At 71.1% G+C, this 13,678-nt stretch carries 11 protein-coding genes; 4 read left to right on the forward strand and 7 right to left on the reverse strand.

Going from position 1 to position 13,678, the window contains the following annotated elements:
• Positions 1–49 precede the first annotated feature (49 nt).
• Positions 50–487 carry a nitroreductase family deazaflavin-dependent oxidoreductase gene (locus tag AB0J16_RS10955; RefSeq protein ID WP_358537124.1) on the forward strand — a complete coding sequence of 146 codons (438 nt, stop codon included), beginning with the start codon at positions 50–52 and terminating at the stop codon, positions 485–487.
• A gap of 147 nt (positions 488–634) precedes the next feature.
• On the opposite strand, the gene AB0J16_RS10960 is transcribed toward AB0J16_RS10955, so the two are convergent.
• Both AB0J16_RS10960 and AB0J16_RS10965 read right to left on the reverse strand, forming a co-directional pair.
• Positions 635–2,884 (reverse strand): hypothetical protein, encoded by a 2,250-nt coding sequence (locus AB0J16_RS10960; protein WP_358537127.1) that lies wholly within the window; start codon positions 2,882–2,884, stop codon positions 635–637.
• Between the two features lie 100 nt (positions 2,885–2,984).
• Positions 2,985–3,959: a WYL domain-containing protein gene (locus AB0J16_RS10965; protein WP_358537130.1), complete on the reverse strand. Its 975-nt coding sequence runs from the start codon at positions 3,957–3,959 to the stop codon at positions 2,985–2,987.
• 126 nt (positions 3,960–4,085) lie between these two features.
• On the opposite strand from AB0J16_RS10965, the gene AB0J16_RS10970 reads away from it, so the two are divergent.
• A complete protein-coding gene (locus AB0J16_RS10970) occupies positions 4,086–4,481 on the forward strand; it encodes a RidA family protein (protein WP_358537134.1) in 396 nt (131 codons plus the stop codon).
• 209 nt (positions 4,482–4,690) lie between these two features.
• On the opposite strand, the gene AB0J16_RS10975 is transcribed toward AB0J16_RS10970, so the two are convergent.
• The 5 genes from AB0J16_RS10975 to AB0J16_RS10995 form a co-directional block, all read right to left on the reverse strand.
• Entirely contained in the window at positions 4,691–4,906 is a 216-nt protein-coding gene (locus AB0J16_RS10975) for a hypothetical protein (RefSeq protein WP_358537137.1), read from the reverse strand.
• 222 nt (positions 4,907–5,128) lie between these two features.
• A complete protein-coding gene (locus tag AB0J16_RS10980; protein WP_358537140.1) occupies positions 5,129–6,799 on the reverse strand; it encodes a glycosyltransferase in 1,671 nt (556 codons plus the stop codon).
• On the reverse strand, positions 6,796–8,754 hold the full coding sequence (locus tag AB0J16_RS10985; RefSeq protein WP_358537142.1) for a glycosyltransferase: 1,959 nt from the start codon (positions 8,752–8,754) through the stop codon (positions 6,796–6,798). The genes AB0J16_RS10980 and AB0J16_RS10985 overlap by 4 nt, the downstream gene beginning before the upstream one ends.
• The gene (locus AB0J16_RS10990) at positions 8,751–10,247 is read right to left on the reverse strand and encodes a glycosyltransferase family 2 protein (RefSeq protein WP_358537144.1); all 1,497 of its coding nucleotides are present in this window, start codon (positions 10,245–10,247) and stop codon (positions 8,751–8,753) included. Before AB0J16_RS10990 ends, AB0J16_RS10985 begins: the two co-directional genes overlap by 4 nt.
• The gene (locus AB0J16_RS10995; protein ID WP_358537146.1) at positions 10,244–10,681 is read right to left on the reverse strand and encodes a hypothetical protein; all 438 of its coding nucleotides are present in this window, start codon (positions 10,679–10,681) and stop codon (positions 10,244–10,246) included. The genes AB0J16_RS10990 and AB0J16_RS10995 overlap by 4 nt, the downstream gene beginning before the upstream one ends.
• Before the next feature lie 236 nt (positions 10,682–10,917).
• On the opposite strand from AB0J16_RS10995, the gene AB0J16_RS11000 reads away from it, so the two are divergent.
• Together AB0J16_RS11000 and AB0J16_RS11005 are read left to right on the forward strand one after the other, a co-directional pair.
• Complete coding sequence (locus AB0J16_RS11000) at positions 10,918–12,027, forward strand: glycosyltransferase (RefSeq protein WP_358537149.1); 1,110 nt, start codon at positions 10,918–10,920, stop codon at positions 12,025–12,027.
• Entirely contained in the window at positions 12,024–13,673 is a 1,650-nt protein-coding gene (locus tag AB0J16_RS11005; RefSeq protein ID WP_358537152.1) for a glycosyltransferase, read from the forward strand. The genes AB0J16_RS11000 and AB0J16_RS11005 overlap by 4 nt, the downstream gene beginning before the upstream one ends.
• Positions 13,674–13,678: the final 5 nt, after the last annotated feature.

Genomic DNA, 13,678 nt, shown 5'->3' on the forward strand with positions numbered 1-13,678 from the left:
TTGCGGGGGGCTTGACTTAAACCCCAGTTCAGGGAGAAGCCTGTCCGCTATGACGGAAAACAGCGAAGAAGTGCTCGACAGCCCGACCGGCTGGGTGGCCGACCACATCCGCCGATACGTGGAGACGGACGGCCGGGACGGCCACATGTACCAGGAATGGCCGACGCTGCTGCTCAGCACGCGCGGCCGGAAGTCCGGCAAACTGCGCCGCACGGCCTTGATCTACGGCCGGGACGGTGACCGTTACCTGCTGGCGGCGTCCAATGGCGGGTCGGACAGCCATCCGGCGTGGTATCTCAACCTGGTCGCCGACCCCGAGGTGACGGTGCAGGTGCTCGCGGATGTGTTCCCCGCCCGAGCCCGCACTGTCACCGGTGCCGAAAGGTCGTCGTTGTGGCGGATCATGGCGTCGGTGTTCCCGCTCTACGACACCTATCAGGGGAAAGCCGAGCGAGAGATCCCCTTGGTGATCCTGGAGCGTAGATAGGTGACTTGAGGCGTCGGATAAAAATGCGGCCCCTTGCGGGGCCGCCCAGTTGGCCGTAACCAACTTCGTGTACCTCCAGCGTAGCCACCACCGGCGCGGCTTGGCTCCATGAAAGGGGCCGTTCCAGGTGGCCGGCGCGTCGGGGAGCTACGCCGGTCGGGCAAGTCGGGCGAAGGACAGGACGACGACGGTCGACAGGAGCCAGCCCAGCATGCTGGCCAGGTTCAGGAGCGTAAAGGTGAGGGCGCCGGCTGAGCTGCGCGTCTCGGGGTACCAGGTGGCGCGCTGGCCCAGTGTGAGGAGCGGGATGACGGTGTCCACCGTGTAGAACACGGGATCGAAGCAGCGTACCTGCCCGTCGCCGCACGGTCCGGGCCGTGCGGCGAGCCGGGCCGGCGTCGCGGTGCCGTCCGTCGCCGTCGCCGCCGACGTCCCGCTCACGGTGACCAGGCGGCCGTCGACCGCGTACACATTGCCACGGGGGTCTGTGGCGCGCAGCGTCTGCTGGACCGCGGGAGTCAGCATCATGACGCCGACCAGGGCGAGCAGGGCGCCCAGCAACCACAAGGTACGGCCCGGACGGTAGCCGTAGCCGACGGTGACCCCATACAGAAGATCCCGCAGGTCGCGGAGCCGGCGGCGTGGTGAGCGGCCACCTGGTGGCTGCTCCTTCCTGGCCTGCTTGCGCTGCTCGATGAGCAGGCGCTCGGCCTCGGCGGGATGGCCGTGCTGGCGGAACACCCTGGCCGCCTGCTCGTACGGTCCCGCGTCGAACGGGACCATGGCGCGCAGCCAGTCGCGACGCGTCCGCCAGTCCCAGGGGCCGTCGAACCGGTCGTACACGAATCCGGCGATCGCCGAATGCCGCGGCCACCTGGCCGGGTCGTCGGCGAGCACAGTAGTGACCGCGCCCGTCAGGTCCATCGACTTTGGGACGTCCCTCCAACGCAGGTGAATGCCGCCGCGGACCGTGGCCGACACCGCCTCGATCCCTTCGGTGAAGGTGCCGTCGGCGCAGTCGAGCCGCCCTTCCACGACGCACCGGTTCAGCGACACGCGGCCGTCGGCGGTGAACCCGCCGGTGAGCTGTATCGACCCTCTGACCACCACCCGCTGGAGCGAGAGCGCCTCCCCCTCGGGGTTGTGCAGCCGCGCGCGGTGGGCGTCCACGATGCCGCCGACCGCCGCCGAGCGGAACAGCAGCCTGCCACCCGTGGTCTCCACGTCCCGCAGGTCCACCGCACTGTCGACGACCACGCCCCCCGCTGAGATGAGCGAGCCGTTCTCTGGCCCACTCCACCGGGTTCCCCGGAGGATGAGGGATCCCTTGATGTGGGCCCCAGACAGCTTCAGCATGCCCTGGACCGCCACTCCCTCTTCGAAGACGAGACTTGACCGCAGCTCGGCGTTCGTCAGGTCGACGGCGCGCCCGCCGGCGACGGCGAACTCGCACCCCTTGCGGATCTGGATGGTGCTGAAGGACCCCATGGACAGATCCACGCCGCCGCCGAACCGGCATTCGCCTTCGACGCTGAGATCTCCGCCCACGAAAAGGCCCGGCGCGCTGATCGAGGTCCCGCCGTCGCGCTGGTTGGAGTAGCCCGCACCTGTGACCGTTTCGCTGGGTTCGAAGTCGGCGTTGCGGATGAGGAACTTCCCGGCGACCCTGGCGTTGCTCATGGTGAGGCGGCCGTCGATCAGGGGACGGCGGCCCGTCTGGTCGTCGATGAGGAAGACGCTGCCGCCTATCTGGGCGTCGCCCAGATCCAGGGCCAGGCCGCGGTCCGGCCGGGTCAGCCGGGCGCCGGTCAGGTCCAGCGAGCCCGCCAGCTCGACGCCGAGGAGCCGCATCCCGCCGCGCGCCTCGAAGCCGTGCAACAACCGGATCGTCCCGCCGACCCGCATCCGGTCGGCCTGTACGGCCCGCATGTCGGCGTCTATGACGGTGTCCAAGCAGATCAGGCGACCGCCGATCTCCGACTCGCACAGCCACACCGCCGCGCTGCAGGAGGTACTGGCCGAGGTCCACAGGCCGCCGCTGATCCGTGACCTGGACAGATCCAGGTCACGGCGTACGCACAGCCCGTTAGCGAGAATGCCGGGCACCGCGCAGCCGTCCAGCACCAGCAGGTGCAACTCGGCGCCGTCCAGGGCGAGCGGACGGTCGAACACGCAGTTCACGAAGCGCAGGGGATAGGGCACCTGCATGCCGCTCAGGTCGAGGTCGCCGGCGATCCTCGCCCCCTCGATGGCCAACCCGCGCGGGTCGATGTCCGCGCTGCCCCGCCGGCACAGCTCACGCAGCAGACGGCCCTGGACGACGAACTCCTCGCCGTCCTGCGCCCGAAGGACCTGACCGGTCGCACAGGCCCGGAATAAGGTTGCCTCATCAAGCATGTGATCAGCCTATTGAGCACGACCCCGGCGGGCATGGGCGGAGCCCGGGGTGTACGCCTGTCTCAGGCCGAGTGATCGGGCCCGCGGAAGGCGACAGCTCTCAGGAGGAGACTTCGTAGCGGGTGGCGATCGCGGTGGCCCGGTTGCGCAGGGAGGTGCGCAACCACTGTGGGGCCAGGGCTTCCGCGCTCGTGCTGAGCTGCCACAGCGCCCATTCGGCGTGTCTCGCGTCTTGGAAGGTCACTTCCAGCCGCAGCCAGCCATCTGGGTCGGCCTCTTCGGCACGGACGGCCAGCGCGGTGCCCAGCAACTCCTCCCGCCGCGCCGGTTTCATCCGTACCAGCACGGTGACTTGGTCGCCGCCGGCCCGAAACCGGGTGCTGCGTTCCTGCCAGGCCCGGTCCAGGTCGACCCGGTCGGGTCGCTGTGCGGGTTCGGCGAGTTCCTCGGCGGCCAAGATCCGGGACAGCCGGTACGTACGGTCCGCGCCAGACCTCGTGGCCAGCAAATAGCCCCGGTCGCGTATGGTCACCAGGCCGATCGGGTCCACCGTGCGCCACTCCGGGCTCTGGTCCATGGCCGCGTAGTGGATCCGCAGCTTGTGTCCGGCGAACACCGCGCGCAGGACCTCGGCCGCTATGGCGTCAGGCACCTCCTCAGCGACCAGCCGACGCGAGAGCAGGTCGGTCTCCGGGTCGATGAGCAAGCGCTCGGCCGCGCCGGCCGCGGTGTCCCGGTAGCTTTCGGGCAGCGCGTCCACCACCTTGAGCATCGCCGAAGCGAGCGCCGAGCCGAGGCCGAACGCCTGCGCGCCGCGCCGCGATCCGGCGACCAGCAGGGCAAGGGCCTCATCAGGGTTCAGACCGGTGAGCTCGGTACGGAAGCCGGGCAACAACGCGAAACCGCCGTGCCGGCCGCGTTCGGCGTAGACCGGGACACCGGCCGCGGACAGCGCCTCAATGTCGCGCAGCACAGTACGGGTGGATACCTCCAGCTCGCGGGCAAGCGCGGCCGCGGACAGCCGACCGTGCTGGCGCAGCAGCAGCACCAGCGAGACCAACCGGTCGGCGCGCATACAAGAACTTTAGCGAAATACACGACACAGGATGTCGTGATTTGTTGGGAGGCTCATCGAGCGCGAGCGGCTACCGAGCCGATCGACGCACATGATCTCGACGAATCGAATGGAGCTGATATGGCAATGGAGCGAACAGCCGTCAACCCGTGGGCGTGGTCGGTGGAGATGGGCTACAACCAGGGGGAGATCGTCTCCGGGCACACCCGGACCCTCTACTGCTCCGGGCAGACTGCGATGAGCGATGACGGCAAGCCCCAGCATGACGGTGACATGGCGGCGCAGTTGGCGCTGACCCTCGACAACCTGGAGGCCGTGCTCGGCGAGGCCGGCATGTCGCTCGCGAACCTCGTCCGGCTCAACGTCTACACCACCGACGTCGATCTGCTTTTCCAGCACTATGGCGTGCTGGCGTCACGGTTGGGCGCCGCCGGGGTGGCACCGTCCACCACGATGCTCGGGGTGACACGGCTGGCGATCCCCAGTCTGATGATCGAACTTGAGGGGACCGCCGTCGCGTGATGCGACCTCGCCGCCTCCGGCAGGCTGCCGGAGGCGGCACGGGTAGCAGGCAGGTGGGAACCGGCATCGGCCCTAGCCGGAGAGTGCGGCGGGCGATGAGGCATCGCCTACGCCTAGGCATACGCGTAGCTGGCACGAAGTGGTAACCAACAGGCCGAACTCGATGTTGTGAGCAGAGCCGCTGCGCTAGCAAGCCTGCACGTGGCTGGTTAGGCGCTGGCCGCGTCGCGCCAACGCGCGAGAATCGCCGCGTCGTCGGGGTCTTCTCCCCGCTGCTCCTCTTCGGGTTCCGCCCACGGCAGCCACATCTCGTAGCCTGGGTCGCCCGGCTGCAGATCGCGAGTGCCGTGCACTTTGGCCCCGTCGGGCAGTGTGTCGACGGTAGGAACGCGCAAGACGTCGCCTGGCAACAGGACCACGCTCATGGCCGCTCCTTTCATGGTCGACAACTCGCGTGTGCTCCTCAACGTAGCTTGTCAGGCCTCGGACTTCGGTTATTTCGCCGTCCATCCGATCCGGCCCAGGGGGCGGGGAGCTCGAGGGGCGGCAGCCCCTCGATGGGGTTTGGGGCGCAGCCCCAATAGACACAGTCTGAGCTCCAAAGGCGCGAAGCGCCCCCCATTAGAGAAGGCCATGCAGTTAGGGGGTTAGCTGTCGGGAAAGGCCAGGTTGCGGACTCGCTTGACGGCGCGTTTGAGTACCGTGCGGTCCTGGACGCGGGACAGGCGGACCGCCTCGCGGCGCCACGACTCGGCCTTCTCGCGCCACCGTTCCGCGTCCCTGCGGCCCTTGCCCGCCTCCCTGCGGAGTTGAGCGAGTTCGGCCTGCATGAGGGTGGTGCGCTTGCGCAGGCGGGTGAGTTCCTTCTCGTACTGGGCCGTGACGCGGTCCAGTTCGGGGACGGGGCGGCGGCGGGGTGGGTAGATCGGGGGGCGGCGGGTGAAGCCCCAGGTGTCGCCGTCCACCCATTCCAGGCCGAAGACCTCGTCCAGGACGGTGTCCAGGTGTTCGCCGGGGCGGGCCACCAGGGCGGCGCGGGAGAGGGCGGCGGTGCGTTCGAGTCTGGCCACGGTGACGCCCTGGTCGGTTTCGTCGAGGGCGACGCACAGGGCGCCGCCGTCGTGCTCTTCCAGGTGGCCGACCAGGCGCTCAAGGGCGTCGCGAGCCGGGACCCAGCCGGGCGGCATGAGGAGGCGGAACGGTGACACGACGCCAGAAGGGTCCGAGGCCAGCCGTACCCGGGGGTCGTGTTCGAAAGTGGCGTGGATGAGGCGGAGGTCCAGGTCGGGGTCGCGGAGCGGGGAACGGCGGCCGTCGCCCAGCGCGGACCAGGGGCCGGTGATGGTGATCGCGACGTCCGGCAGCGAGCCGGCCAGCAGGGCGTCGACCGTCGCGCGGACGTCCTCGTAGCCCGCCGCGGGGACGACCGCGTCCACGTACGGGACGAGCCACTGCCGGCCCGGGTCCGTGCGTAGATAGCGCCGGTACGGTACGCGGTCCGCCACGTAAGGGTCGTTGTACCGCTTCAACGACAGGAAATCACGCATGGCCGTCGGCAGCCCGATGTGCCACACGCGCGAGTCCGGGTCCGGTACGTACACGGCGCCCGCCTGCGTGAGCCGGTAGCCGAGTTCCGTGTCCTCCGCCAGCACCAGGGAGGTGTCCAGCCCGCCGATCGAGCGCAGCAGCGCGGCGGGGTAGGAGGCGGTGGCGCCGACGTGGATGCGGGTGGCCAGGGAGTTCGGGGCGGTGCGCAGGCCGTCGTGGTCGAGAATGATCTTCTCGGCCCAGTCATGGCGGTGCGGGGAGAGGGGGAACAGCTTGTCCTCGTGCCCGTCCTCCAGCGCCTGGCGCACCTCGCCGGGGGTGGGCAGCACGTCGCCGGCGGTGAAGTCGATCCAGCCCAGCACGACCAGGTACGGGGCCAGGTGGTGCCAGCGCAGCTGGGCCTCGACGTGGTGGCGATGGGGCACCATGTCGGCGTCCAGCACGAAGACGATCTCGCCGGTGGCGGCGTCGACGCCGGTCTGGACGGCCCAGGCCCGGCCCCAGCCGCCGGGCGGGCTGGTGATGAGGCGGGTACGCGCCGGGACGAGGTCCGGTAGGCGCACCGGCACCGCGCTGCCGTCGTCCACGACGATGACGTCCATGAGCTCGGCCGGATAGCTCTGCGCCGACAGCGCGGCCAGGGTGAGGTCGAGGGTCTCCTGGCGGTCGTGGGCCGGGATGACGACGGTGACCGTCAGCTCGGGTGTCCACTGGCCGAGGAGGGGCGGGGTGAGCACCCCGTAGTCGTTGCGGCGGATACGAGGAGTCACGGTAGTTCCATGAGAAGGCTGGGGTGGAAGCCGCGCCACTGGTTCCTGTTGCGCTGCAGGAACGTGCCGATCGGCTCCTGCCAGGTGTGGTTGGCGGCGGGGCCGCGGCGCAGGATGTAGCCGAGCCCGTGCGTACGGTAGATCTGCCCGCCGGCCGCCTGCAGCGCCTCCTGGAACTGGGTGTCGACCGAGCGGCGCAGCGGCCGGAAACCGCCCACCGCCTGGAACGCCGAGCGCTCCACCAGGATCGTGCCGCCCGCGACGAAGCTGGTGATCTGCTCGGTGATCTGCTTGCGGTGCACGGTGACGTCGATCGACGACAGGTAGACGAATTCCGGCACGGTGCCCACCACCTGGGCTCCCGAGTAGGAGTGCGCGAGCAGCAGGTCGGCCAGGAAGTCGGGGCCGTACCAGTCGTCGTCGTCCATCTTCAGCAGGAACGAGCCCGAGGCCCGCGCGGCCGCGTCGTTGAGCACCTGGCCGAACACCGCCTGGTGGTCGGCCTCCAGGACGGTCAGCGGGCCGTCGAAGGCGGCGATGGCGGCGGCCACGTCCGGATGGCCCTGGGGCACGCCGTGCAGGGCGAGGATCACTTCGAGCTGGGCGTCGCGCTGCCGGGCGACCTGGTCGAGCGCGAAGCCGACCATGTCGGTGCGCCGGGTGGCCAGCAGTACCGAGGTCAGCGGGGGAGCGGGGGCGGGGGCGCCGAGCTGCTCCCAGCGGGCCGCGACGCCGTGGGTGCGCAGCGCCTCGCGGCGGAGCCGGATGCTGTGCTCCTCGCGGCGGAGCTCGTCGGAGAGGTCGGGATCGGACATCAGCAGCCGGGCGAGCTCGTCGCCGAGTGCGCCCGCCCAGCGCGGCACCGTGTCCGCGATCAGTGGCACGCCGGCCGCGGCCAGGCCCGTCAGCACGCGGACGGCGGCGAGAGGGCCGCTGTGGGCGTGGTGCCAGTCGATCTCCACGCCGCGCAGCTGCCTGAGCCTGCCCACGTCGGCGTCCGTGACGCCGCCCGACTCGGCGAACGCCGTCACCATCTTCCCGTCGAGCACGACCGACCAGCGGCCGTCGCGCTCCACCAGGGAGGCCAGGCCGCGGGACGGGGTGGTGACGAAGCCCTGCGGGTTCACCAGCCGTTCGTCGACCGGGGGGATCATGGACGGCTGGCCGAGCACGTCGGGGTCGGCCAGGGACAGTCCGGCGCCGCCGGGACGGCCGAGCCGCTCCCAGCTCGCGGACCGTGCGGTCGGCCGCTCGATCGGCGTCTGCGACCCGGACCAGTCGGCCACGGCCGTGTCGTCCGCGCCCACCTCGGATCCGGACGCTGATCCGGAAGCCGTTCCAGAAGCTGTTCCGGCAGCCGCGAGTGTGGCGAGTGTTTCGGAAGCGTCGACCGTGCGGAGCACGACGTCGCTGCCCGGGGCGCCGACCCGTTCCGGCACCGGCCCGGTCACCTCGGCGGGCGTCGCGTTCGGGTCCCCGGGACGCCAGGCGGCCGCGCCGACGCCCGCGATCGCCGCCGCGGGCGCCGTGATGACGTCGAGCCGGTGCCCGGCGAACGCCCGAGCCGTCGCCGTCACCGTACGGCCGGCGGGTGTGGGCGCCGAGAACCGCGCGTCCACCACCCACACCCGGTCCTTCGGCTGGTAGACCCGCAGATCCGTGAGCGAGCGCCAGCGGTGCGCGGGCGTCGGGGTGGGCACGGGGGCCGGATGGGAGGCAGGCGTGTCGAGTACGGCCACGACCACCCGCCGGGCCTCCGGCAGCAGCTTGTGCAGCGTGGCGGCCCGGCGCAGGTCGGCGGGGGTACGGGCGAGCATGAGCACCTCGTGCACCCGTTCCGTGTCCACCGACGGCTCCAGCAGGTCCCGGTCCAGGTCCACGGCGGTGACGTCGTGCTCGACCCCGGCCAGGAAGATGCGCGCCTTGGGCATCTCGGCCAGCAGCTCGCGGATCATCCGGCGCTCCGCAGGTGCCTGATGAGCGAGGTCAGCGGTCCGGTGGCGGCGGTGTCGGGGGCGGGGTCGGCCGACAGCCGGTCCACCTCGGCCGCCAGCCGGTCGATCTCGGCGCGCAGCTCCTTCACCTCGTTCTGCCGCTTGCCGGCCAGCGCCCGCCACTTGGCGGGGTCTCCGGCCAGCGGCTCGGCCTGGTCCTCCGTGGCGAAGCCGTACTCGGCCCCGCTCACCCAGACCGACCCGAACATCTCGTCCACCAGGTCGTCGGTCCCCCCATGGAACAGGGCCGCGCGGGAGAAGGCCGCGGTGCGCTCCAGCCTGGCGGTCACGACCCCGGTCTCGGCCTCGGCGAGCGCGGCGCAGACGAGTCCCAGGGTGTCCTGTTCCGCCAGCCGTACGAGCCGGGACAGCGTGTCGGCGCCCAGCACCCAGCCGGACGGGAGCGTGAGCAGGAAGGGGGAGGGCGCGGCCGAGTCGGGGGCGGCCGTCACGAACGTGACGCGCGGCTCGTTCCGGTAGAGGTTGTGGATGAGGCGCAGGTCGAGCAGTGGGTCGTCGAGGCTGTCGCGGCGCTCGTCCGTCAGCTTGTCCCAGGGGCCGACGATCGCAACGGCTGTGTCGGCGATCGTGCCCGCCAGCGCGGAGTCCACGCCCGCGCGCGTCTCCTCGTAGCCGGTCGCCGCCACGACGACCTGGATGTACGGCACGAGCCAGCGGCGTCGCGGATGGCCGCGCAGCCAGCGCAGATCGGGGATCAGATCGCCGAGGAACGACCAGTTGTGCCGGTGTACGTCCTTCTCGCGGCGCATCACGGTGGACTGCCCGACATGCCAGGCGCGCGCCTGCTCGTCGGGGATGAACACCGCCCCGGCCTGCGCCAGCCGGTAGCCCAGCTCGGTGTCCTCGGCCATGTTCAGGGTCCGGTCGACGCCGCCCGCGTGGCGCAGCAGGTCGGCGCGGACGGAGGAGGAGGCGCCGGTGTGCAGCAGGTACGCGCTCGAACCCGCGTCCTTGAGCATCCTGGTGGACTCCAGGGTGGCGCGGGTGTACTCGGTCCGGGTGCCCTCCTCGCCCAGCGCCGCCACGAACCGGGTGTCGCCGATCACGACGGCGTGGTCGATGAGGTGGTGCCAGCGCATGTGCGCTTCCAGGTGGTCAGGAGCCAGGACCATGTCCGCGTCGAGCCAGTGGATCACGTCGCCGGTGGCGGCCAGCCGGCCGGTCTCCCTGGCGGCGCCGCGCCCCCAGCCCTCGCTCACCCGGACGACCCGGACGCCGGGCAGGTCGATGGGCGGCTCGCTGCCGTCGTCGGCGACGACGACCTCCACCAATCGGGCCGGATAGGTCTGCTCCGCCAGCGCGGCCACGGTCCGGGCGAGTGCCGTGGCGCAGTTGTAGGCGGGGATCACCACGGAGACGGTCAGCGCGGGCTGCCAGGCGCCGATGGCCGGCGGATCCAGCGTGCCCCAGTCGTTGTGCCTGATCCGCGTCATACCGGATCCTTGGCCAGCGCGCGGACTTCCTCGCGCAGCTCCTCCACCTCTCGCGCCCGCGTCATGGCGTTGACCCGGTCCTCGCCCAGCGAGGCCAGGATCGCGCCGAGGTCCTCCTCGCGCCGCGTCGCCGACTGCTCGATGGCCTCGGTCAGGCGGTCCAGCCGCCCCTCGATGCGCTTGAGCGCGGTGGCGGTCTTGGCCAGCTCGGCCTCGTGCTTCTTGGCTCGCAGGTCGATGCGCTGGGCCTTGCCGTCGAGGCGTCGTACGGTCAGCACGAGCACGGCGAGCCCGGCCAGCGTGACGGCGAACGCCCCCGAAGCGGCGGCGGCGCCGAGCGTGAGCAGATCGGTGAGGACGAGCAGCACGAGCACGGCGACACCCAGAACTCCGAGGATTGCGGCGGTCGCTGCCAGGCGGCGGGGCGAGAACATCCGCGCATACCTTTCGTAGTCATGACGTATCTGGTGGCAATGGGATATTGACACCTTAATAAACATTCGCCACTACCGTGCCATAGCTTCCTGGACAAAAACTGGGAGGATCCTGCTAGTTCAGCCAGATCGCCGTCTGCACCGGCATCAACCCCTAGGGTGAACTCAACATCTCAGATGGTGTCAGACCGGCGTAAGGTAGGCGCCGACTGAGTCCCCGTCGGTCGAGGAGCACCATGTCCGTCACCCCCTGCGGCTTCGCGCGTACCCCGGAGAAGGGGCTCGCCCGCCTGCATTGGAGTGAGGGCCGCCCCGCCGAGCTGCCCGGGGCCTTCACCGGATGGGCCGTCGACGGCCATGAGCCCGACGTGCCGTCCCTGCGCCCGCTGCGCGGCCTGGAGATCGAGTGGCCCGATCACGAGGTGCCACTCGCCGGGCTGGTCCGGCTGGCGGCGGCGGGCGTGCCGCTGACCGCCGACGACGCCCCCGCGTGGGTCCCCCCGGAGCTGGCGGCGCTGCTCACGGACCGCGACTGGCTCGCTCACACCGGGACCGGCCCCAGGTCACTGGCCGACTTACGCCGCGAGGAGCACAGCGTCCGGCTGCGCCGCCTGACCCACCGCCTGCCGCCCTCGCGTACGCCGCGGATCAGCGTGGTCATGTCCACCAGGCGCCCGGCGCTGGTCGCCGGGGCGCTCGCGCAGATGGCCCGGCAGCGCGACACCGACATCGAGGTACTGCTGGGCCTGCACGGCGTCCCCTTCGAGCAGGTGCGGCAGGCGGTCGAGAGCTGCCCCCTGCCCGTGAGCTGGGTCGAGGCCCCGGCCACGACGCAGTTCGGCGAGGTGCTGAACGAGGCCGCGGCCCTGGCGGCCGGTGACTACGTGGCCAAGTGGGACGACGACGATTGGTACGGTCCCGACCACCTCGCCGACCTGATCATGGCGGCGTCCTATTCGGGGGCCGACATCGTGGGCACGACGGCCGAATTCTTTTACCTGGAACCGTTGCACGCCACGATCAGACGCACCACGTTCGCCAGCGGCGCCGCTTATCCGAGCGAGGTCTCCAGCGATCATGTGGCCGGCGGCACGATTCTCGCCTCAAGAACGATATTTCAGGACCTGGGGGGATTTCCGGCTCAGCCGCGGGCGGTGGACAGAGACTTCCTCAAGGCCGCCCAGGCGGCCGGGGCCAGCATCTACCGCACCCACGGCCTCGGCTACATGCTCCGGCGCACGCTGAGCGACCAGCACACCTGGCAACTCCCGCTCGCCCACTTCCTGAAGGTCGCCACGAACCAGTGGCGCGGCTTCCGCCCGAGCCTGCTCCTGGAAGCGGCATGAGGGCCGAACCTGCTCCTGGAAGCGGCACGAGGGTTCGCGGCAACGACTACCGGATGCTCGAACCGCCGGAGAGCTACACGCCGACGCTGCGGGTCAGCGTGGTCGTGCCCGCGTACGGCGGCCAGGACAAGCTCGACCTGGCCCTGGCCGGGCTCGCCCGGCAGACCTACCCCGCCGGGCTGATCGAGGTCATCGTCGTCGACAACGGCAGTTCCCCGCCCCTGCGGCTGCCGGCCGAACGCCCCGAAGGCACCCGGCTGATCGTCTGCCACGACCCGGGCCGGGCCGGCGCGCGCAACGCCGGGCTCGCCGAGGCCACCGGCGACGTGATCCACTGGCTCGACTCCGACGTCGTGCTCACTCCCGGCTCGATCGAGGCGCACATGCGCTGGCACCATGCCGCGCCCTATCTGGCCGTGACCAGCTACATCAGGTTCACCGACGCGCCGCTTCCCGCCGAGCTGCCCGACGACCTGGAGAAGGCCTTCGAGCCGGCCGAGCCGCACGCCTGGATCGTCGACCTCATCGAGCGGACGAACGGCCTCACCGACAACACCCAGCGCCCGTTCAGCCTGCACGTCGGCGGTGCGACCTCGGTCAACGCCCGGCTGGTCGCCGCCGCCGGGACGATGGACGACGAGCTGATCCTCGGCCAGGACACGGAGATGGGCTACCGGCTCTACCAGGCCGGGGCGGTGTTCGTACCGGAGCCCAAGGCCCGCGCCTACCATCTCGGGCCGACCATGCGCATGCGCGACCAGCGGCCCATCGACCGGGTGAGCTACGCGTTCGTCGCCGACCGCATCCCCGCCTACCGGTGGCTCCGCTCGCACCCCTCCCGCCAGTGGAAGGTCCCGTACGTCGCGATCGTCGTCGACGGCACCGCCGGCTACGAGCAGGTCCGCGCCACGGTCGACGCCCTGCTCGCGGGCACCATGCTGGACCTGTCCGTCGTCGTGGTCGGTCCCTGGGACTCCCTCGGGCGCGAGCGCCGGGCCCCGCTGAAGGACCCCGACCTCGACCTGGTGCTGGTCCACGGCCACTACCTGCACGAGGGCCGGGTACGGCTCGCGGTCTCCGGCGAGGTCGACCCGGGCGTGCCGTACGTGCTGCGGCTGCCCGCCGGCTGGGTGCCGGGGGAGGACAGCCTGGCCAGGCTGCTCGACCTGGCCCGCGGCGAAGGGCTGGGACTGGTGAACGTCCTGCTCCACGAGTCCAAGGACGGCGTCGTGGCCGCCCGGCTGGAGCGAGCCTCCTCCTTCGCCCGTGCGCGGATCGTCCTGCGCCCTGAGGAGGAGCTCGACGACGCGGTGGACGACGTGGCGGGCGTCGCTTGGGTGGAGGGCGAGACGTACGGGTTCGCCGAGGAGGCGGCGGAGCTGCTCGGCCGCCGCAGCGCCTACCGGGCCAGGCTCAAGGCGGAGGCCGACGTGGCGCGGCTGACCAAGGAGGCCGAACGGCTGCGCGCGCAGGTGACCAAGTGGCGCGACGAGGCGGGGCGCTGGCGCAAGAGCGCGGTGGAGCTGCGGCGCGACGTCAGCACGCTGCGGCGCCAGTTGGCCGCCGCCAACCGCGCTCAGCAGAGCATGAAAGTCCTGCTGGCCACCACGGTCAAGCGCGCCCTGGGCAAGCGGCTGCGCGGCTAGCGTCC

Origin of the sequence: Nonomuraea sp. NPDC049750, assembly GCF_040659625.1 — a bacterium.
In the GTDB taxonomy this organism is placed as follows: domain Bacteria; phylum Actinomycetota; class Actinomycetes; order Streptosporangiales; family Streptosporangiaceae; genus Nonomuraea.

Excerpts from the sequence above, each read along its gene's own strand:
- AB0J16_RS10970 (WP_358537134.1), top strand. The coding sequence starts at position 4,086 with ATGGAGCGAACAGCCGTCAACCCGTGGGCGTGGTCGGTGGAGATGGGC.
- AB0J16_RS11000 (WP_358537149.1), top strand. The coding sequence starts at position 10,918 with ATGTCCGTCACCCCCTGCGGCTTCGCGCGTACCCCGGAGAAGGGGCTC.
- AB0J16_RS10965 (WP_358537130.1), bottom strand. The coding sequence starts at position 3,959 with ATGCGCGCCGACCGGTTGGTCTCGCTGGTGCTGCTGCTGCGCCAGCAC.
- AB0J16_RS10985 (WP_358537142.1), bottom strand. The coding sequence starts at position 8,754 with ATGATCCGCGAGCTGCTGGCCGAGATGCCCAAGGCGCGCATCTTCCTG.
- AB0J16_RS10990 (WP_358537144.1), bottom strand. The coding sequence starts at position 10,247 with ATGACGCGGATCAGGCACAACGACTGGGGCACGCTGGATCCGCCGGCC.
- AB0J16_RS10995 (WP_358537146.1), bottom strand. The coding sequence starts at position 10,681 with ATGTTCTCGCCCCGCCGCCTGGCAGCGACCGCCGCAATCCTCGGAGTT.
- AB0J16_RS10960 (WP_358537127.1), bottom strand. The coding sequence starts at position 2,884 with ATGCTTGATGAGGCAACCTTATTCCGGGCCTGTGCGACCGGTCAGGTC.
- AB0J16_RS10955 (WP_358537124.1), top strand. The coding sequence starts at position 50 with ATGACGGAAAACAGCGAAGAAGTGCTCGACAGCCCGACCGGCTGGGTG.
- AB0J16_RS11005 (WP_358537152.1), top strand. The coding sequence starts at position 12,024 with ATGAGGGCCGAACCTGCTCCTGGAAGCGGCACGAGGGTTCGCGGCAAC.
- AB0J16_RS10975 (WP_358537137.1), bottom strand. The coding sequence starts at position 4,906 with ATGAGCGTGGTCCTGTTGCCAGGCGACGTCTTGCGCGTTCCTACCGTC.